Annotated in this window: 16 protein-coding genes; 7 read left to right on the top strand and 9 right to left on the bottom strand. The window is 72.7% G+C overall.

The features are described 5' to 3' along the window. Nucleotide 1 precedes the first annotated feature (1 nt). Nucleotides 2-1,105, top strand: a complete 1,104-nt coding sequence (locus EV284_RS02950; protein ID WP_130329925.1) for an NADH:flavin oxidoreductase/NADH oxidase — start codon at nucleotides 2-4, stop codon at nucleotides 1,103-1,105. Between the two features lie 13 nt (nucleotides 1,106-1,118). On the opposite strand, the gene EV284_RS02945 is transcribed toward EV284_RS02950, so the two are convergent. Next, nucleotides 1,119-2,276, bottom strand: a complete 1,158-nt coding sequence (locus EV284_RS02945; protein ID WP_130329923.1) for an anhydro-N-acetylmuramic acid kinase — start codon at nucleotides 2,274-2,276, stop codon at nucleotides 1,119-1,121. Next, the gene (locus EV284_RS02940) at nucleotides 2,230-3,576 is read right to left on the bottom strand and encodes an MFS transporter (RefSeq protein WP_130331018.1); all 1,347 of its coding nucleotides are present in this window, start codon (nucleotides 3,574-3,576) and stop codon (nucleotides 2,230-2,232) included. Before EV284_RS02940 ends, EV284_RS02945 begins: the two co-directional genes overlap by 47 nt. 221 nt (nucleotides 3,577-3,797) lie before the next feature. Here EV284_RS02940 and EV284_RS02935 point away from each other — a divergent pair, with 221 nt between their 5' ends. Both EV284_RS02935 and EV284_RS02930 read left to right on the top strand, forming a co-directional pair. Continuing rightward, nucleotides 3,798-4,625 (top strand): alpha/beta fold hydrolase, encoded by an 828-nt coding sequence (locus tag EV284_RS02935; protein WP_130329921.1) that lies wholly within the window; start codon nucleotides 3,798-3,800, stop codon nucleotides 4,623-4,625. Then, nucleotides 4,612-5,139 carry a GNAT family N-acetyltransferase gene (locus EV284_RS02930; RefSeq protein WP_130329919.1) on the top strand — a complete coding sequence of 176 codons (528 nt, stop codon included), beginning with the start codon at nucleotides 4,612-4,614 and terminating at the stop codon, nucleotides 5,137-5,139. Before EV284_RS02935 ends, EV284_RS02930 begins: the two co-directional genes overlap by 14 nt. Nucleotides 5,140-5,151: 12 nt before the next feature. On the opposite strand, the gene EV284_RS02925 is transcribed toward EV284_RS02930, so the two are convergent. Continuing rightward, nucleotides 5,152-6,489, bottom strand: coding sequence for a hypothetical protein (locus EV284_RS02925; protein WP_130329917.1), 1,338 nt, complete (start codon nucleotides 6,487-6,489; stop codon nucleotides 5,152-5,154). Between the two features lie 113 nt (nucleotides 6,490-6,602). On the opposite strand from EV284_RS02925, the gene EV284_RS02920 reads away from it, so the two are divergent. Further along, complete coding sequence (locus tag EV284_RS02920; RefSeq protein WP_130329915.1) at nucleotides 6,603-7,835, top strand: molybdopterin-dependent oxidoreductase; 1,233 nt, start codon at nucleotides 6,603-6,605, stop codon at nucleotides 7,833-7,835. 310 nt (nucleotides 7,836-8,145) lie between these two features. Here the strand turns inward: EV284_RS02920 and EV284_RS02910 are convergent, their stop codons facing one another. From EV284_RS02910 to EV284_RS02900, 3 genes are read right to left on the bottom strand one after another with little or no spacing between them, the layout of a single operon-like run. Continuing rightward, nucleotides 8,146-8,904: a methyltransferase domain-containing protein gene (locus EV284_RS02910; RefSeq protein WP_130329914.1), complete on the bottom strand. Its 759-nt coding sequence runs from the start codon at nucleotides 8,902-8,904 to the stop codon at nucleotides 8,146-8,148. Further along, a complete protein-coding gene (locus EV284_RS02905; RefSeq protein WP_130329913.1) occupies nucleotides 8,901-9,518 on the bottom strand; it encodes a DUF2064 domain-containing protein in 618 nt (205 codons plus the stop codon). Before EV284_RS02905 ends, EV284_RS02910 begins: the two co-directional genes overlap by 4 nt. 43 nt (nucleotides 9,519-9,561) lie before the next feature. Next, on the bottom strand, nucleotides 9,562-10,293 hold the full coding sequence (locus tag EV284_RS02900) for a glycosyltransferase family 2 protein (RefSeq protein ID WP_165425444.1): 732 nt from the start codon (nucleotides 10,291-10,293) through the stop codon (nucleotides 9,562-9,564). A 105-nt stretch (nucleotides 10,294-10,398) separates the two neighbouring features. On the opposite strand from EV284_RS02900, the gene EV284_RS02895 reads away from it, so the two are divergent. Beyond that, entirely contained in the window at nucleotides 10,399-11,145 is a 747-nt protein-coding gene (locus EV284_RS02895; protein ID WP_130329909.1) for a response regulator transcription factor, read from the top strand. Then, nucleotides 11,138-12,250, top strand: a complete 1,113-nt coding sequence (locus tag EV284_RS02890; protein ID WP_130329907.1) for a HAMP domain-containing sensor histidine kinase — start codon at nucleotides 11,138-11,140, stop codon at nucleotides 12,248-12,250. Before EV284_RS02895 ends, EV284_RS02890 begins: the two co-directional genes overlap by 8 nt. Nucleotide 12,251: 1 nt before the next feature. On the opposite strand, the gene EV284_RS02885 is transcribed toward EV284_RS02890, so the two are convergent. Both EV284_RS02885 and EV284_RS02880 read right to left on the bottom strand, forming a co-directional pair. Next, the gene (locus tag EV284_RS02885; RefSeq protein WP_130329905.1) at nucleotides 12,252-13,241 is read right to left on the bottom strand and encodes an NAD-dependent epimerase/dehydratase family protein; all 990 of its coding nucleotides are present in this window, start codon (nucleotides 13,239-13,241) and stop codon (nucleotides 12,252-12,254) included. A gap of 78 nt (nucleotides 13,242-13,319) precedes the next feature. Then, complete coding sequence (locus EV284_RS02880) at nucleotides 13,320-13,784, bottom strand: DUF5709 domain-containing protein (protein ID WP_130329903.1); 465 nt, start codon at nucleotides 13,782-13,784, stop codon at nucleotides 13,320-13,322. 765 nt (nucleotides 13,785-14,549) lie between these two features. On the opposite strand from EV284_RS02880, the gene EV284_RS02875 reads away from it, so the two are divergent. Continuing rightward, on the top strand, nucleotides 14,550-15,584 hold the full coding sequence (locus tag EV284_RS02875) for a hypothetical protein (RefSeq protein WP_130329901.1): 1,035 nt from the start codon (nucleotides 14,550-14,552) through the stop codon (nucleotides 15,582-15,584). Here the strand turns inward: EV284_RS02875 and EV284_RS32920 are convergent. Next, a complete protein-coding gene (locus tag EV284_RS32920) occupies nucleotides 15,568-17,022 on the bottom strand; it encodes a DUF308 domain-containing protein (RefSeq protein ID WP_207228892.1) in 1,455 nt (484 codons plus the stop codon). The two genes, EV284_RS02875 and EV284_RS32920, sit on opposite strands and share 17 nt — an antisense overlap. Nucleotides 17,023-17,170 lie beyond the last annotated feature (148 nt).

The raw sequence follows: 17,170 nt of genomic DNA, 5'->3' as shown, positions 1-17,170 counted from the left end.
CGTGAGCGTCCTGTTCGAACCGCTGTCCCTCCGTTCGCTGACCGTGCGGAACCGTCTGTGGATGGCGCCGATGTGCCAGTACTCGGCCGCGCCGGAGGGGCCCGAGACCGGCGCGCCGAACGACTGGCACTTCCAGCACCTCGCGGCGCGCGCGGCGGGCGGCACCGGCCTCATCCTCACCGAGGCCACCGCCGTCAGCCCGGAGGGCCGTATCAGCCCGTACGACCTGGGGCTGTGGAACGACACCCAGCAGGCCGCGTTCGCGCGTATCACCCGCTTCCTCAAGTCCCAGGGCACCGTCCCCGGCATCCAGATCGCGCACGCCGGCCGCAAGGCGTCCACCGAGCGGACCTGGGTGGACCGGGGCGCCCCGATCGCCCCCGGTGACGGCCACGGCTGGCAGCCCGTCTCGGCGAGCGCGCTCGCCTTCGACGACGGCTACACCACCCCGGCGGAGCTGACCACCGACGAGATCGACGCGATCGTCGAGGAGTTCGCCGCCACCGCCCGGCGGGCGCTCGCCGCGGGCTTCGAGGTCGCGGAGATCCACGGAGCCCACGGCTACCTCGTCCATCAGTTCCTCTCCCCGTACGCCAACCACCGCACCGACGCCTACGGCGGCTCCTACGAGGGGCGGGCCCGGTTCGCGCTGCGCGTGGCGGAGGCGGTCCGCGCGGTATGGCCGGACGAACTCCCCCTCTTCTTCCGGGTGTCGGCCACCGACTGGCTCACCGAGGACGAGAGCGACGACCGTACGGGCTGGACCGTGGACGACTCGGTCCGGCTCGCCGCCGACCTCGGCCGCCGGGGCGTCGACCTGATCGACGTGTCCTCCGGCGGCATCGCGCCCCGCGCCCGCATCGAGACCGGCCCCGGTTACCAGGTGCCCTTCGCCGAGCGGGTGCGCCGTGAGACCGGCCTGCCGGTCGCCGCGGTGGGGCTCATCACCGAGGCACGTCAGGCCGAGAAGATCGTCGCCGACGGCCAGGCCGACGCCGTCCTGCTCGGCCGTGAGCTGCTCCGCGACCCCTATTTCGCGCTGCGCGCCGCCCGCGAACTGGGTGACGAGCCGTACGTCCCGCAGCCGTACCACCGGGCGTACTGACCGGGTTGCGAGGTCACTCCAACTCCAGCCGCACTGGGGCCTGTTCCGGCCGCGCGGGCAGTCTCAGTCCGTCGCGGCCGGGGGTCAGCGAGCCCAGGACGCTCGGATGGCGGGCGCCCGTGCTGACGGGGTCGGTGCCGGGGAGGCCGTGCAGGGTGAGGAAGCCCAGGACGGCGAAGGCGTACGCCTCCTTGGCCGCCGAGGGGAGGCCCAGGTCGTCGGAGAGGCGCACCGGGATGCCGGTGAGCGCGGCGGCGAGGGCACGCATGAGCGTGGGGTTCCGGGTGCCGCCGCCGGAGGCGACGACCTCGGTGGCGGACACCGGCCGGACGGCGTCCGCGATCGTGCGGGCGGTCAGTTCGGTGAGGGTGGCGAGGACGTCCTCGGCACAGACGCCGGTCGGCAGTTCGGACGCCATGGCCCGCAGATAACCGGGGTGGAAGAGTTCCTTGCCCGTCGTCTTCGGCGCGGGGCGCGCGTAGTAAGGGTCGGCCAGCAGCCGCTCCAGCAGCGGCTCGTGCACCCTCCCCCGGGCGGCCAGCGCGCCGTCGGCGTCGTACGCCAGCCGGCCCGCGCTGGCCTCCCGCGCCGCCGCGTCCACCAGGGCGCATCCCGGGCCGGTGTCGAAGGCGGTACCGTCCGGCACGGTGAGGTTGGCGATGCCGCCGATGTTCAGCGCGACCGGCCTCCCCGGCCTGCCCCGAAGCCACAGCAGGTCCACCAGGCTGACCAGCGGCGCGCCCTGACCGCCCGCGGCCACGTCACGGGACCGGAAGTCGGCGACCACGGGCAGCCCCGTCGCCTCGGCGATCCAGGCGGGCTGCCCGAGCTGCAGGGTGCCGCGCACCCGGTCGCCGTCCACCCAGTGGTAAACCGTCTGCCCGTGTGAGGCGATCAACTCCGCGGCCCCGCCGCACAGTTCGGCGTCGGCCCGAGCGGCCGCCGCGGCGAACGCCTGCCCGATCCGGGTGTCCAGGCGGCACACGTCCGCCAGCGGTACCGCCGCCGGGGGCAGCGCACCGGCGAGCAGCTCCCGCAGACCGGGATCGTAGGGCTCGCTCACCATTCCGAGCGGCTTCAGGTGGAGCGTGTCCCCCGCGAGGCGCAGTTCGGCCGCCGCCGCGTCAATGCCGTCGTACGACGTTCCCGACATCAGACCGATCACCAGCATCCGTCCCACCCGTCTTTCCCGCTGTGCCGTCGAACGCGGTCTTCCTGAAGAGGGCGAGCATGCTCACCGCGCAGGCCGCCGCCGCATAGTAGGCGGGCACGTCCACGTTCCCGGTGCGCTTCACCGCCTCCACGATGATGAGCCCGGCGCAGCCCGAGAACACGGCATTGGACAGGGCGTAGGCGAGTCCGAGGCCCGTGCAGCGCACCCGCGTGGGGAACATCTCGGCGAGCAGGGCGGGGCCCGGTCCGGCCATCAGGCCCACGATCGCACCGGCGAGCAGTACGGCCGGCCCCTTGAGCAGGGTGCTGGTGCCGTCGCTCTGCAGGAGGTCGAGCAGGGGCACCGCCAGCACCACGACCAGGCCCGCCCCCGTCAGCATCACCGGCCGGCGCCCGATCCGGTCGCTCAGCAGGCCGGCCGGGATGATCGTGGCGGCGAAGCCGAGGTTGGCCAGCACGGTCGCGGTGAGCGCCTCGCGGAAGGTCGCGTGCAGGGCCGTCTGGAGGTACGAGGGCAGCACGACGAGGAAGGCGTACCCGGCCGCGGCCCAGCCCATGACCCGCCCGGCGCCGAGCGCGACGGCCCACGCGACGTCCCGCGCGGGAAGGGACTCGGTGGGTTCCAGGTCCCGGAAGGTCGGCGTCTCGTCCAGCCGCAGCCGCAGCCACAGCGCGCCCAGACCCATCGGCAGCGCCAGCAGGAAAGGCAACCGCCAGCCCCACGAGTTCAGTTGGGCCTCGCTCAGGAGGCTCGCCAGCACCGCGGCGACCCCGGCTCCGCCCAGCAGCCCGAGCGCCACGGTGAACGACTGCCACGCCCCGTACAGCCCCCGCCTGCCCGGCGGGGCGAACTCGGTCATGACCGCGACCGCGCCCCCGAACTCCCCTCCTGCGGACAGACCCTGGAGTACCCGGAGCAGGGTCAGCAGCCAGGGCGCCAGCACGCCGACCGTGGCGTAGGCCGGCAGCGCGCCGATCGCCGCCGTCGTCACCGTCATCAGCGAGATCACCAGGATCAGCACCGGCCGCCGCCCGATCCGGTCCCCGAGCCGGCCGAACAGGGCGGCGCCGACCGGGCGGAAGAAGAACGCCAGCGCGAAGGAGGCATAGGTCTTGACCAGGCCCTCGGCCGTGCCGCCGCCGGCCGGGGTGAAGAAGCGCTCCGCGATCACGGTGGCGAAGTAGCCGTAGACCCCGAACTCGTACCACTCGATGAAGTTGCCCACCGACCCGGCGGCCAGCGCTCGCACGGACGGCCTGCGGCCGGCGCCCGCGGGCTCCTCGTGCTCCGTCTCCATGGCCACGCCCTCGTCCGTCGTCACTCCCTCGCGCCCGGCACCCGCCCCGCCCGCACCACCGGCCACCTGTCAGGGCAATGGATGCCCGTCCGGGCCCGCGCCTACCCGGGCCGCGCCGTCCGACTCGCGCACGCCGCCGTGCCATCGGCTCGGCACGTCCCTATGCTCGGCTCCCACCGTGGGCGCGTCTTGGAGCGCCTGCCCTGGCGAAGGAGCCGCACGTGCCCACTGCCGAGGTCAATGGCGCAGCGATCGCCTACACCGACACCGGTGCGCCTCCGGGCAGTCCGGAGGCGCCGGCCGTGGTCTTCGGTCACGGGCTGCTGTTCAGCGGCTGGATGTTCCATCCGCAGATCGAGGTGCTCCGGGAGCGGTACCGCTGTGTGACCGTGGACTGGCGCGGCCAGGGCGACACCCCCGCGACGCCGTCCGGGTACGACATGGACACCCTGACCGCCGACGCCGTCGCCCTGATCGGACACCTCGGTCTCGGGCCGGTGCACTGGGTCGGTCTCTCCATGGGGGGCTTCGTCGGCCAGCGCATAGCGGCCCGGCACGGCGAACTCCTGCGCTCGCTCACGCTGCTGGACACGAGCGCGGACGGTGAGCCGTCGGACAAGGCGGCCGAGTACCGGCTGCTGGCGCGCGTCTACCGCTTCACCGGTGTCGGGCCGGTGCTGGGGAAGGTGAAGGCCGCGATGTTCGGTCCCGGCTTCCTGGCCGACCCGGCGAGCAGGCCGGTGATCGACGAGTGGGTCCGCCGCCTGCGGCGCTGCGAGCGGACCGGGATACGCAAGGCCGTGCTGGGAGTCATCGAACGGGAATCCTGTCATGCCGAGTTGAGCCGGATCTCCGTACCCACGCTGGTCGCCGTCGGCGCCGACGACCTGGCCACTCCCCCCGCCGACGCGGAGCGCCTCGCGGCCGCCGTCGAGGGGGCCCGGCTGGCGGTGGTGCCGGGGGCGGGGCACAGCAGCACGCTCGAACAGCCCGCCGCGCTCACCGCGTTGATCGACGACTTCCTGGCCTCGGTGGATGTCCGCCGCTGAGCGGGGCGGGGCGGCGCCCTCGCTGAAGCCGCTGACCGCCGAACTCGCCCCGGCCGTGATGGCGTTCGAGCTGGCGAACCGGGACTACTTCGCCGCCGCCGTCGCCGACCGGGGCGACGCGTACTTCGCCCGCTTCACCGACCGCTACACCGCCCTCCTCGCCGAACAGGCCGCCGGCGTCTGCGCCTTCTACCTGCTCGTCACCGGCACCGGCACGGTCCTGGGCCGCTTCAACCTCTACGACCTCGTCGACGGCGCCGCCGAGGTCGGCTACCGGGTGGCGGAGCACGCGAGCGGACGTGGCGTGGCCACAGCGGGCGTACTCCAGTTGCGCGCCCTGGCGTCGGACAGGCACGGCCTGCACACCCTCCGCGCGGCCACCGCCCACGAGAACATCGCCTCTCAACGCGTCCTGCTCAAGGCGGGGTTCGTCCGCACGGGCCCCGCCGGTCCGGCCGACCTCGGCGGCAGGTCGGGGAGTTGGTACCAACTCGACCTCTCTGACCGGCCATGAGCGGCGCGCCTCTCACCATCCTGTCAGCAGAAGGTGGTTGAGCAGCAGGGCCAGGATCACCTGGGCGGCGAGCCAGGCTCGGGGGCGGGGCAGCAGGGCGCACGCGGGCAGCAGCCACACCGCGAAGGGAAGCCAGATGCGTTCCGTCTCCGCCTTGCTCATGCCGGACAGGTCCGCGATCAGCAGGGCGGCCAGCGCCGCGCCGACGATCAGGGCGAGACGGGTGGCGGGGCGGTCGCCGCGGTGGACGAGGGAGCCCGCGGTGCGCGGGAGGGCCGCCGCCGTCGCCGGGCCGGTGATGATCGCGGCGCAGGCGAGGTTGGCCCAGATCCAGTAACCGTAGGGGCGGGTGCCGCCGACGCCCTGGTAGTAGCGGGTCACCAGCAGGTGATACGCGGTCCACCAGTTGAAGCCGAGCAGGCCGAACACCACGGGGGTGACGGCCAGTCCGGCGAGGAAGGGCAGCACGAGCAAGGGGCGGGCCCGCAGGTCCGCGCGGGCGAGGACGAGTACCGCCAGGCCGATCAGGGCGATCAGGGCGAGGCCGTAGGAGAGGTAGCCGGTCAGACCGGCCAGCAGGCCGGAGGCGCCCGCCCACGGCAGTGACCGCCGGGTGAGGGCGAGTGCGAGGCAGGCCAGCGCCCAGGCGGCCACCGCGGCGAAGTAGGCGTCGGCCGAGGAGCCCATCCAGACCGCGGCCGGGGCGAGTACCAGGAAGGGCGCCGCCCGCCGGGCGAGGCGCTCGTCCGCCAGCGCCCGTACGGCGACGAGCACCGCGGCGGACGCGGACGCGCCCAGCACCGCGCACCACATGCCGGCCCAGCCGCCCCCGCCCAGCCCGATCCGGTCCAGCAGGACGAAGGTGAGCGTGGCGGCGGGGGGATGGCCGGCGACATGGGCGGGCCAGTTGCCGGGGACGCCCGCGAGGATGTGGCCGTCGAAGCCGCGCAGGGTCGCCGGGATGTCGTGGAAGCGGTCGATGACCTGGAGGTATTCGTTCGCGGCGGTGAGCCGGGTGGCGATGCCCTCGTGCCAGCCGTCGACCAGGGCGAGGGAGACGATCCAGGCGGCGGACGCGGCCCAGGCCACCCAGGGCAGGGCGCGCCACGGGAGCCGGGCGGCGAGCGGGGGTCCGTACGCCACTCCGGCGGCCGCGAGGATCAGCGCGGCCGGGGTGCCGGGGCCGAGGTGCGGGTCCCAGTCGGCGAAGAGCGGGGGCCAGTGCACGAACAGGGTGTGGTGGGCGTGCTGGATGTGACGGCCGGCCAGGACGGCGGCGGTCACCAGCAGGACGGCTGCCGCCGCGGCGTACAGGTCGCGGCGCGGGGCGTGGGGCTCGCGGTGGATCACATCGGCACGCTAGGCCGTGGGGGCGGCTCCGGTCCGCCTTCCGGGCCCGACGTCAGCGTTTCGTCATGGGTCGCGCACCCGTTCCGGGGTGCTGCCGGGCCTACGGTCGGAACATGCGCGACGATCCCCGGCTTCCCACCTCTTCCCTCTTCTGGCGCAGCCCCCTGCGCGGCACCTGGTTCACGGCGGTGCTCGGGCTGGTGCTGCTCGGCGGCATCAGCGTGCTGTTCGTGACCGGCCTGGTGTCGTACGCCGCCTACAACCCCGACCTCTCGCCGGTGAACGACACGACCCCGGACAAGGGGGTGCTCGGCTTCTACCTCTTCGACTGGCCGGCCGGGCCGTCCTGGCTGTACCGGCTGAGCCAGGGCGTCCACGTCACGCTGGGCGTGGTGCTGGTCCCGGTCCTGCTGGCCAAGCTGTGGTCCGTGGTGCCGAAGCTGTTCGCGCTGCCGCCGGCCCGCTCGGTGGCGCACGCGCTGGAGCGGGTGTCGCTGCTGCTCCTGGTCGGGGGCGTGCTGTTCCAGTTCGTCACCGGGCTGCTCAACGTCCAGCTGGAGTACGTCTTTCCCGGCTCGTTCTACCCGCTGCACTTCTACGGCGCCTGGGTGTTCATCGCCGCGTTCGCCGTCCACGCGGCGTTGCGGACACCGATGGCCGTGCGTGCCGTCCGCGCACGAGGGCGGGACGAGGCGGGGTTGGAGGCGCCCCGGCCCGCCCCGCCCACCGTCTCCCGGCGGGGCGCACTGTGGCTGGTCGGCGGTGGTTCGCTGCTGCTGTTCGCGACGACGGTGGGCCAGAGCCTCGGCGGCCCGCTGCGCCGTACCGCGCTGCTCGCGCCGCACGGCGGGTCAGATCCCGGTGGCGGTCCGAACGGTTTCCAGATCAACAAGACGGCCCGCTACGCCGGGATCACCGGCGCCGACACACATCCGGACGCCTGGCGCCTGGTCGTCACCGGCCCGGCCGGCACGCTCCGGCTCAGCCGGGCCGAGCTGCTCCGTATGCCGCAGCACAGCTCGTCCCTGCCGATCGCCTGCGTCGAGGGGTGGTCCACGGCGGACCAGTGGTGGCGCGGGGTGCGGCTGCGCGACCTCGCCGCGCTCGCCGGGTACGGGGGCGATCCGCCCGACGTGCTCGTGGAGTCGCTCCAGCGGCACGGCGCCTTCCGGCGGGCGGCGCTGCGCGCCAACCAGGTGTCCGACCCGCGTTCCCTGCTCGCCCTGTACGTCAACGGCGAGGAGCTGTCCCCCGACCACGGCTATCCGGCGCGGATCATCGTGCCCGCCGCTCCCGGCGTCCACAACACCAAGTGGGTGGGCCGGCTGACCTTCGGAGACCTGTGATGAGCCGGCCGACCTTCCGTGTCCCGCTCGGCAGTCCGCTGCAACTGCTGCTGCTGGTCTGCTCGTTCGCGCTCGCCGCCTACGCGGGCGTACGGCTGCTCTCCGGTGACTGGCTCGGGGTGGTCCTCTGGTTCGCGGGGGCGGCGCTGCTGCACGACCTGGTGCTGCTGCCGCTGTACTCCGCGCTCGACCGCGCGCTGCGGGCCGGGACCGCAGCGCGGTGGACGCTGTACGTACGGGTGCCCGCCGTGCTGTCCGCACTGGCCCTGCTGGTGTGGTGTCCGCTGATCCTCGGCCTGTCGGCCGACCGCTACCGGTCGGCCACCGGGCTCGACCCGGACGTGTTCCTGCTCCGCTGGCTGCTCATCACGGCCGTTCTCTTCGGCGGCTCCGCCCTGCTGCTCGTCCTGCGGCTGCGCAGGCCCACGAAGCACCGGTCGCCGTCCGTCCACTGAACGGTCTCCGGCCAGCCCCCGCGCCGCGCGCGCTCCAGCAGCGCGGGGGTGCCGATGCGGGCCCAGGAGAACGGCTCGCCCACCGCTCCCCCGCCGTGCGTCACGTCCACCACGCGCACCCGGGCCCGCTCGTCCACGTCCCCGGGCACCGTCTCGACGATCAGCAGGCCGTCGGGACGGAGAAGTTCACGCATCCGGTGCAGCAAGGCGCTCACGTCGCCGCCGATGCCCACGTTGCCGTCCATGAGCAGCACCGTGCCCCAGCTGCCCTCGCCGGGCAGCGGGTCGAACACCGAGCGGTGCAGCGCCTGCCCGCCGAGCGTGTGGGTACGGGCCACCGCGGCCTCGCTCACGTCGACACCCAGGACCCTGCGGCCGCGCGTGGCGAGTTCCGCCACCAGCCGGCCGGGGCCGCAGCCCACGTCGAGCACGGTCCCTTCGCAGCGGTCCAGCACCGCGCGGTCCACGGTGTCGGCCGCCGCGCACCAGCGCTCCACGTCCAGCGGCAGCAGCCAGCCGTCGCCGCGCCGCAGGAACAGCGGGCCCCGGCCGGTGCGCAGCGCGGTCGTGTACGGGTCGGAGGCCGCCCAGGCGGGCGCGGTCGCGGTGCTCATGCTGCTCCGGGATGAGTGAGGGCCGCCAGAGACGCGGCGAAGGCGGTGTCCGGGGCGAGGGCGGCCACGGCATGGGCGTCGGCGGCGGTGTCGACGTCCCGCAGCCGGGGCAGCTCACGCACCCGGAGCCCGGCGGCGGCCAGCCGCTCGCGCTGCACGCTCCCGGTCTCCGGCACGGACATCGGGACGCCCCGCAGCAGCCCCGGCTCGGGACGGGCCAGGCCGAGGGCCCAGAAGCCGCCGTCCTCGGCCGGCCCGAAACAGGCGTCGCAGTCGCTGAAGTCCGGGGCCAGCAGGTCGGGGGTGAGCTGCGGGGTGTCCATGCCGACCAGCAGAGTGGGCCCGGTGCAGCGGGCGAAGGCGTCCGCCAGCCGTTCGTCGAGGCCGCCCCCGCACTGCGGGACGACCTCGAACCCGGCGGGCAGCCAGGGCCCCGGCCGCCCGTCCAGGACGAGTACCCGGCGCTTCGCGGGGGCGGCGGCCACCGCGCGCAGGGTGTCCGTGAGCGCGGCCTCGGCGAGGGCGGCGGCCTGCACGGGCGTGAACGGCGGGGTCAGGCGGGTCTTGACCCTGCCCGGCCGGGGTTCCTTGGCGATGACGAGGAGAGTGGTCATGGGCGTTCTCCAGGTACCGCAGCGCCGGGGGGCGGCCCTGCCGTCACCGGGTACCCCTCGCTGCCGTCCGCTCCCGCGGGCCCGGCGGTGTGTCGCGCAGGACCCGGCTCATGTCGCGTACCGCCTGCCAGGTGCCGCGCCAGGTGCCGGTGACCTTGGAGGCGCCGGAGCGCGGCAGGTACGGCACGTCGTGCTCGGCCACCCGCCAGCCCGCGTCGGCCGCGCGGACCACCATCTCCAGGGGGTAGCCGCTGCGCCGGTCGGTGAGGCCGAGGTCGAGCAGCGGTGCCCGGCGGGCGGCACGCAGCGGGCCGAGGTCGCGCAGGGTGAGCCCGGTGCGGCGGCGCAGCAGCAGGGAGAGCGCGAGGTTGCCCGCGCGGGCGTGCGCGGGCCAGCTGCCCCGCCCCTGCGGACGGCGCCGCCCGAGCACCAGGTCGGCCCCGCCCGCGCGTACCTCCTCGACGAAGGGCACGAGCAGGCCCGGGTCGAGGGAGGCGTCGCAGTCGCAGAAGCAGACCAGGTCCGCGGTGGCGGCGAGCAGCCCGGCGTGGCAGGCGGCGCCGAAGCCGCGCCGCTCCTCGCGTACGACGGTCGCGCCCAGGGCGCGGGCGACCTCGGCGGAGCCGTCGCTGGAGCCGTTGTCCACGACGATGGCGCGCCAGCCCGCCGGGATGCGGGCCAGCACCCAGGGCAGCGCCTCCGCCTCGTCCAGGCAGGGCAGTACGACGTCCACGGGGCAAGGGGTGGGTGGGGATGAGGTGGTCACGGCTTTCACCCTACGAAGCCGAACCGGGACGAACCGGACTTCCGCTCCTTACGAAACGCGGACGTCCGGCTGCCGTGGGGGCCGGGGCCCTCCCGTGGTGCCAGGCTGGAGGGCATGCAGCAGCCGAACACAGCACCGTCCGCGGGCCGCGTCCTGGTCGTGGACGACGACCCGACCGTCGCGGAGGTCGTCGCCGGGTACCTCGTCCGTGCCGGACACGCGGTGGACCGCGCCGCGGACGGCCCCTCCGCCCTCGCGTCCGCCGCCGGCCGGTGGCCCGACCTGGTGGTGCTCGACCTCATGCTGCCCGGCATGGACGGGCTGGAGGTGTGCGCCCGGCTGCGGGAGCGCGGCCCGGTGCCGGTCATCATGCTCACCGCCCGCGGCGACGAGGACGACCGTGTGCTCGGTCTGGAGGTCGGCGCGGACGACTATGTGACGAAACCGTTCAGCCCGCGCGAGCTGGTGCTGCGCGTGGAGTCGGTACTGCGCCGCACCCGCCCCGCCGGCCGGGCTCCGGCCGCCCCCGGCCCGTTGGCCGCGGCGGGCCTGACCCTCGACACGGCTGCCCGTCGGGCCACCAGGAACGGCACAGAACTGGCCCTGACCCTGCGGGAGTTCGATCTGCTGGCCTTCCTTCTGCGGCACCCCGGCCGCGCCTTCGGCCGCGAGGAGCTGATGCGGGAGGTGTGGGGCTGGGACTTCGGTGATCTGTCCACGGTGACCGTCCACGTCCGCCGGCTGCGCGGCAAGATCGAGGAGGACCCGGCCCGGCCCCGGCTGATCCGCACCGTCTGGGGCGTCGGCTACCGCTTCGAACCGGACGCGGCCGCCGGGCCGGAGGAGGACGGACGTGCGTGACAACCTCCTCATCGCCCTGTACGCCTTCCTCGGCGCCGCCGCCTCCGGTCTGCTCGGCGCCGCAGTGCTGCGGCTGGTGCGGCGCCGCTCGCTGACCGCCTCGCTCACGGTGGTCGCGGGCGTCGGCGTGTTCGCCATGCTGGCGGGCACCATGGCGGTGGCGTGGGCGATGTTCCTGTCCCCCCACGACCTGCGGGTGGTGACCACGGTCGTCGCCATGGCGGCGGTCGTCTCGCTCGCGAGCGCGCTCCTCCTGGGCCGCCGGGTGGTCGCCCGCAGCCGGGAACTCACGGACGCGGCACGGCACTTCGGCGACGCGGGCGCCTTCTCCGCACCCGCCGCGCCGGCCACCGCCGAACTGGACGCCCTGAGCCGGGAACTGGCCGCGACCAGCGCCCGGCTGGCCGCCTCCCGTGAGCGCGAACGGGCCCTGGAGGCGTCCCGGCGTGAGCTGGTCGCCTGGATCTCGCACGACCTGCGGACCCCGCTGGCCGGTCTGCGCGCCATGTCGGAGGCGCTGGAGGACGGGGTCGCCGCCGATCCGCCCCGCTATCTGCGACAGATCCGCACCGAGGTGGAACGCCTCAACGGCATGGTCGGTGACCTCTTCGAACTCTCCCGCATCCACGCCGGGACGCTCCCCCTGAGCCCTTCGCGGATCTCGCTGTACGACCTGGTGGGCGACGCCCTCGCCGGGGTCGGCCCGCTCGCCCGCGAGCACGGCGTACGGCTGGTGGGCGACGGGGTGCGACCGGTACCGGTCGAGGTGGACGGCAAGGAGATGAGCCGGGTCATCGCCAACCTGCTGGTCAACGCCATCCGCCGGACCCCGGCCGACGGCACGGTCGCCGTCGCGGCCCGGCGGGCGCCGGAGGGCGTGGTGCTGTCGGTGACGGACGGCTGCGGCGGCATTCCCGAGGAGGACCTGCCCCGTGTCTTCGACACCGGCTGGCGCGGCACGGACGCGCGGACGCCGCCGGCGGGCGCGGGGCTCGGGCTGGCGATCGTCCGGGGGATCGTGGAGGCGCACCAGGGGCGGGCGAGCGTACGGAACATCCCCGGCGGCTGCCGCTTCGAGGTGACGCTGCCCGCCCCGGCCTCCTGACTCAGCCGGTCCCCGCGAACTCCGCCATGCCCTCGGCGAAGCCGACCCGGGGCCGCCAGCGCAGCTCGGTGCGCAGCCGGGCGGAGTCCGCGGTGATGTGCCGCACGTCGCCGAGGCGGTACTCACCGGTGACCACCGGCTCCGGTCCGCCGAGCGCGGCGGACAGCGCCCGGGCCAGCTCGCCGACCGTGCGGGGCTCGCCGCTGCCGGTGTTGTACGCGGTGAGCGTGCCGGGTCTCCCCGGTGCCAGCAGCGCGGCCAGGTTCGCCGCCGCCACGTCCCGTACGTGCACGAAGTCGCGCCGCTGGTCCCCGTCCTCGAACACCCTGGGCGCCTCGCCCCGTTCCAGCGCCGAGCGGAAGAACGCGGCGACTCCGGCGTACGGGGTGTCGCGGGGCATCCGGGGGCCGTACACGTTGTGGTAGCGCAGGGAGAGCGCGGTGCCGTCCGTGGCGCGGGCCCAGGCGGCGGCCAGGTGCTCCTGGGCCAGCTTGGTGGCGGCGTAGACGTTGCGCGGGTCGGCCGGGGCGTCCTCGCCCACCAGGCCGGGGACGAGCGCGGTGCCGCAGAGGGGGCAGGGCGGCTCGAAGCGGCCCTCCTTCAGGTCGGCCTCGGCACGCGGGCCCGGCCGTACGACCCCGTGGGCGGGGCACTCGTAGCGGCCCTCGCCGTACACCACCATCGACCCGGCCAGCACCAGCCGCCGTACGCCCGCCTCCGCCATCGCGGCCAGCAGCACGGCGGTGCCGAGGTCGTTGCGGGAGACGTACTCGGCGGCGTCGGCGACACCGTCACCGAGGCCGACCATGGCCGCCTGGTGGCAGACGGCGTCCACTCGGGCGAGGGCGCGGGTGACGGCCTCCCGGTCCCGCACGTCCTCGGCGGGATCGGCACGGACGTCGAAGACCACGGCCTCGTGCCCGGACGCCCGCAGCACGTCCACGACATGCGACCCGATGAATCCGGCACCGCCGGTGACCAATACACGCATGGCCTCAAGCTAGGCGCCGGGACGCCCGTTTCCCCGGTTCACCGCCCCGGCGTCACCACTCGGTAAGAACCCGGGGGGTCAGCCCTCGTCCGGAATGACGTGCACGGCCGCCTCCTCCGCGCCCGCCGCGCCCCCGTCGATGCCGACATCCTCCGCGACCTCCTCGCTCACCGTGTCGGAGTGCGCGCCCTCGTCCGGGGCGACCAGGCGGCCCGCGCGGGCGTCGCCCACCTCCGGGTCGACGGGTTCGCCCTCCCCGCCGGGCAGGTCGCCCACCCCGTCCCCGGTCGGCACGGTCACGTCCGGCACCTCCTGCTCCAGCCGCTCGTCCAGCGTCTCCCCCTCCTGCTGCTCGGCGGCCGTGGTCCCGTGCTGCTCGACGCCCAGGGGCCGCTCGGGCGGGGAGTACCCCTCGTCGAGGATCTCGTCGTAGTCCCGCTCACCGATCGCGTCCTGCAGGTCCAGCGGCGCGGCGTCCTGCTGCTCCTCATTGCCGCCGGTGGGCTGGTAGGCGTCGTCCGCCATCGGGGTCTCGTCACTCATGGTCGCCTCCTGGCGCTCGCGGTCAAGCGGTCTGGGTCCGCGTTTCCCGGAGGCGGCCGGATAATCCTGTCCACCTGCGAAACCCCTGCTCAGCCCGGGCATCGCGGACGGTCTTCCCGTCCGGGCCGGTCCGCTGACGCCGTCGAGGTTCTCGGCCGTCCCGTCGGCGGCGTCCGAGGGCGGGTACGGCCCACGAGCTGACGCTCCTTCCGCCCGAGGGGTACTTCTGCAGACGCTCGGACTCACATTGCGTGAGGGGCCGAACCGGTGAAAACTGTGCTTGTGGCGGCTTTTGCAGCGGATCTGTACGCGGAGCAAGCCGTTGGACCACTCTCGAAAAGTTCTGTCCGTAACGGACAAGGCAGTGCGACGTATATCCCGTCTGGATGCACGATGGCCAGAATTACCCGGCGAAACGTTCTGCACGTGGCCGGCGCATCCGCCTTGGCAGTGGCGCTCGGAGTGCCGGCAACCCCCTCGGCCCCTCTGCCGGCCCCCCAAGTCCCCAGCGAGGCCCAGGCGGTCCTGCCTCGTCAGTCACCGCCTCCGTCACCGCGGCCCACTCCCCCGTCGACGCCGGACGCTCCGTCGGACACGGCATCAACTCCTGCGTCGACGCCGAGCACTCCGCCCTCGACGACATCATCGTCTGGCTCCACACCGAGCGGGACTCCGAGTCCGAGCGAGACCCCGCGCCCGGGCAAGACGTCGGGCACCGATGAGCCGCCCAGTCCCAGCGACGGTGATACATCCGCGTCCCACGCCGTGACGCGGCAGAAGAAGGACATCGACGAAGTGACGGGAGACCTGAACCAGAAGAAGGGGCAGGTTCCGGAGGATCTGGTCCCCAGCCTCGGGCAACTGACCACTGTCCTGCGGGCGGTGGAGGACCCGGGGACCTCGCCGCAGGAGCGTGACGGCGTCATCAGGACCGCGCGGGCGCTGAGCTCCACCCTGGACGTGATCGCCGACCCTGAGACACCTGGACCGTTGCGGGGACAGTTGACCGAGCTCGTGAAGCAGGTCACCGCCGCACTGGACACGGCGAACCAGTCAGGGACACCGCCCGGGCAGCGGCGCACGGCCACCCTGGTCGCGGAGAGGTCGGCGTCCGTCGCGGGCGTGATCGCTGACCGCGGGACGACGCAGGGGGTGCGCGTAGAGCTGAGCGGGGCCGTGAAGGACGCGACCGGCGCCGTGAGCCGTCACCGTGACGCGAGGGCCTTGAAGCTCGCCGAGTCAATCACTGCTTCGTTCGTCATCATCGGCGACCCGAACACTCCCGACAAGGAGCGGAAGGAGCTCGCGGAAACCACGCACGAGGCCAGTTCGTCTCTGGCGGACCAGGGTGACTCGGACGAGCGGACCGCGCGCATGAAGAAGAAGCAGGAGGAAGCCGCCTCCGCGCAGGCCCTGCCGGACGAACCACTCCCGAAGGCGGCCGAAATCTGCACCAACGCCGTCTTTGATTCCGTCTCGGACGACACTCTGAACCGCGATCTCAAAAGCGTGGTTCCCGAGAAGTGGAAAACCGAAGGTGTCAACGATTTCTGGAAATCCGACGAATCAGGGGACGACTCCCTTGAGGTACTCGTCCAGTTGCTGAACGAGGAATCCGTCAACGCTCGCCTGAAAATCAAACGGCTCATCCCCAAGCTCGCCGAGGCAGTACCGGCAAGTGAACTGTTCGAGACCCTCGCCACTCCGGGACTTCATTGCCTCCGGGCGGCCTTGCAGCTTGATCAGAATTCCGGTGTCACATCGGGCTCCTGGCTCAAGATGGCTAAGGAGAAGGAATAGCTTTCAGCAACTCCGTCACAGGCACCTCCGAATAGGCATAAACCGTGGACACGCCGAATCTGTCGACTTCTCTCGCTTCTTCGGCAGGATCTCCCGCAGCCCCTCCTCCTTCGAAATCATAAGTGGAAGAAATAGAGTACTTGGGGCCTTTCTTCGGCGACCACTCCGCCGTCACATAGCGTGGTTCGCGCGTCACGTTCACCAGGTTGTCATCATGACGCACCCGGCCGTGATATCTGAGCGTTTCCCCGCACAGTGACGGATGACAGTAGTACGGGCTCGTCTTGATCCACGATGCGTGTGGCTCACTGAAATCCCTCACGGCGATCCGCCCTCGATCCTTCCTCATGTATGTGACCTGAAGGTCGACACGCAGGAGGTCGTACCGGACGTTCTTGGGGATCTCGAAAACATGCACCCGAGCGTCTTCCTGTCCACTGCCGAGTACTTCACCCGGATGATAGAACCGCCCGCTGCTGATCCGCGTGTATTCGAGTTGATCGACGTGAAGTTCCGCCTCCTCTCCCGTCTTTCCCTTTTCGAAGCTCTTCTTCCACTGCTGCTCCGTCAAGTTACCCTGCTCGGAATACTTGGCAGTTCTGCCGTACACCGTGAAGTCATTGATGATGACGTACACCGAGACCTCCCCGGTGTTCCGGACAGAGAGTTTCAGAGGGACCTGGATGAAGGGGCGTACGCGATCTTCCCGCGCTGTTCCGAATTCCGCCTTCAGCGCGAAACGCATAGGGGCGACCGCTGGTTGGTACAGGGTCGAGTACGCCAGACTGAGAGCAGTCAGGAGGGCCGACACGAACACGCCGGCCGCGAATTTCCTGGGCTGCGGAACTCCCTTCCATGCCTTCTCCCGGACCAGCAGGACGAGGGCCCACACCGACCAGCACCAGAGAGGCATGAACGCCAGCATGTAGGGCGTGTACTCCCGCTCTTCGAACCACATGAGAAGGAGAAGGCTGTCCGTACCGAGCGATATGAGGACACCGAGCAGGACGATCGCACCCGAGACTTTGGACTGCCGTCTTCCCCCGTAGTCGAGTACCGAGATCGCTGCCGCGATCTGTATCAGACCGGACAGGACGAAGAGGGCCCCGGTTATCCGTTGCGCGAAAGTCAGGGCGCCGGAGGCGTCCGGCCATCCGATGATTCCGTTGAGGACCGCCGACGCGACCAGTCCCAGCATCAGGAGGACGCTGGTCACGCGTCTTCTGCAGACCCGGGCGGGCCAGGTACCGCTGTCCCCGCCGCGCCAGCACACGGATGCCGGATCCTCCACATCCACATCCGGGTAACCGAGACGATCCAGCAGCTTTCGCAGCTCACGCAGCGACCAGGCAGTGCCTACGGTCTCCCCGCCGACAGTCACCCGGCGAAGACCACGACCGTCCGGCGCCTCGACGACGACCCATGGACGGATGTTCATGAAGCCAGCCTCGAACCGGAGGCGGAGCCGCGCACGCGGGTGCGCTCCGGTTGGCGCCACGCGGACGGCCCCGCCCTCGGATGCGGGTGGACCGACCGGCAAGAGGACCACCCCCTGGACCGGTAGTGGGGGCAGCCATTCGCTCCCG

The sequence above is a fragment of the Streptomyces sp. BK022 genome (genome assembly GCF_004217355.1).
GTDB lineage: Bacteria > Actinomycetota > Actinomycetes > Streptomycetales > Streptomycetaceae > Streptomyces > Streptomyces griseoluteus.
Note: the sequence above shows the minus strand (reverse complement) of the source record. Positions and strands in the feature narration are given on the sequence as shown.

Coding starts and splice junctions, on each gene's coding strand:
- EV284_RS02945 (WP_130329923.1), bottom strand. CDS start 2,276: ATGCTGGTGATCGGTCTGATGTCGGGAACGTCGTACGACGGCATTGAC.
- EV284_RS02940 (WP_130331018.1), bottom strand. CDS start 3,576: ATGGAGACGGAGCACGAGGAGCCCGCGGGCGCCGGCCGCAGGCCGTCC.
- EV284_RS02930 (WP_130329919.1), top strand. CDS start 4,612: ATGTCCGCCGCTGAGCGGGGCGGGGCGGCGCCCTCGCTGAAGCCGCTG.
- EV284_RS02920 (WP_130329915.1), top strand. CDS start 6,603: ATGCGCGACGATCCCCGGCTTCCCACCTCTTCCCTCTTCTGGCGCAGC.
- EV284_RS02910 (WP_130329914.1), bottom strand. CDS start 8,904: ATGAGCACCGCGACCGCGCCCGCCTGGGCGGCCTCCGACCCGTACACG.
- EV284_RS02905 (WP_130329913.1), bottom strand. CDS start 9,518: ATGACCACTCTCCTCGTCATCGCCAAGGAACCCCGGCCGGGCAGGGTC.
- EV284_RS02895 (WP_130329909.1), top strand. CDS start 10,399: ATGCAGCAGCCGAACACAGCACCGTCCGCGGGCCGCGTCCTGGTCGTG.
- EV284_RS02885 (WP_130329905.1), bottom strand. CDS start 13,241: ATGCGTGTATTGGTCACCGGCGGTGCCGGATTCATCGGGTCGCATGTC.
- EV284_RS02880 (WP_130329903.1), bottom strand. CDS start 13,784: ATGAGTGACGAGACCCCGATGGCGGACGACGCCTACCAGCCCACCGGC.
- EV284_RS32920 (WP_207228892.1), bottom strand. CDS start 17,022: ATGAACATCCGTCCATGGGTCGTCGTCGAGGCGCCGGACGGTCGTGGT.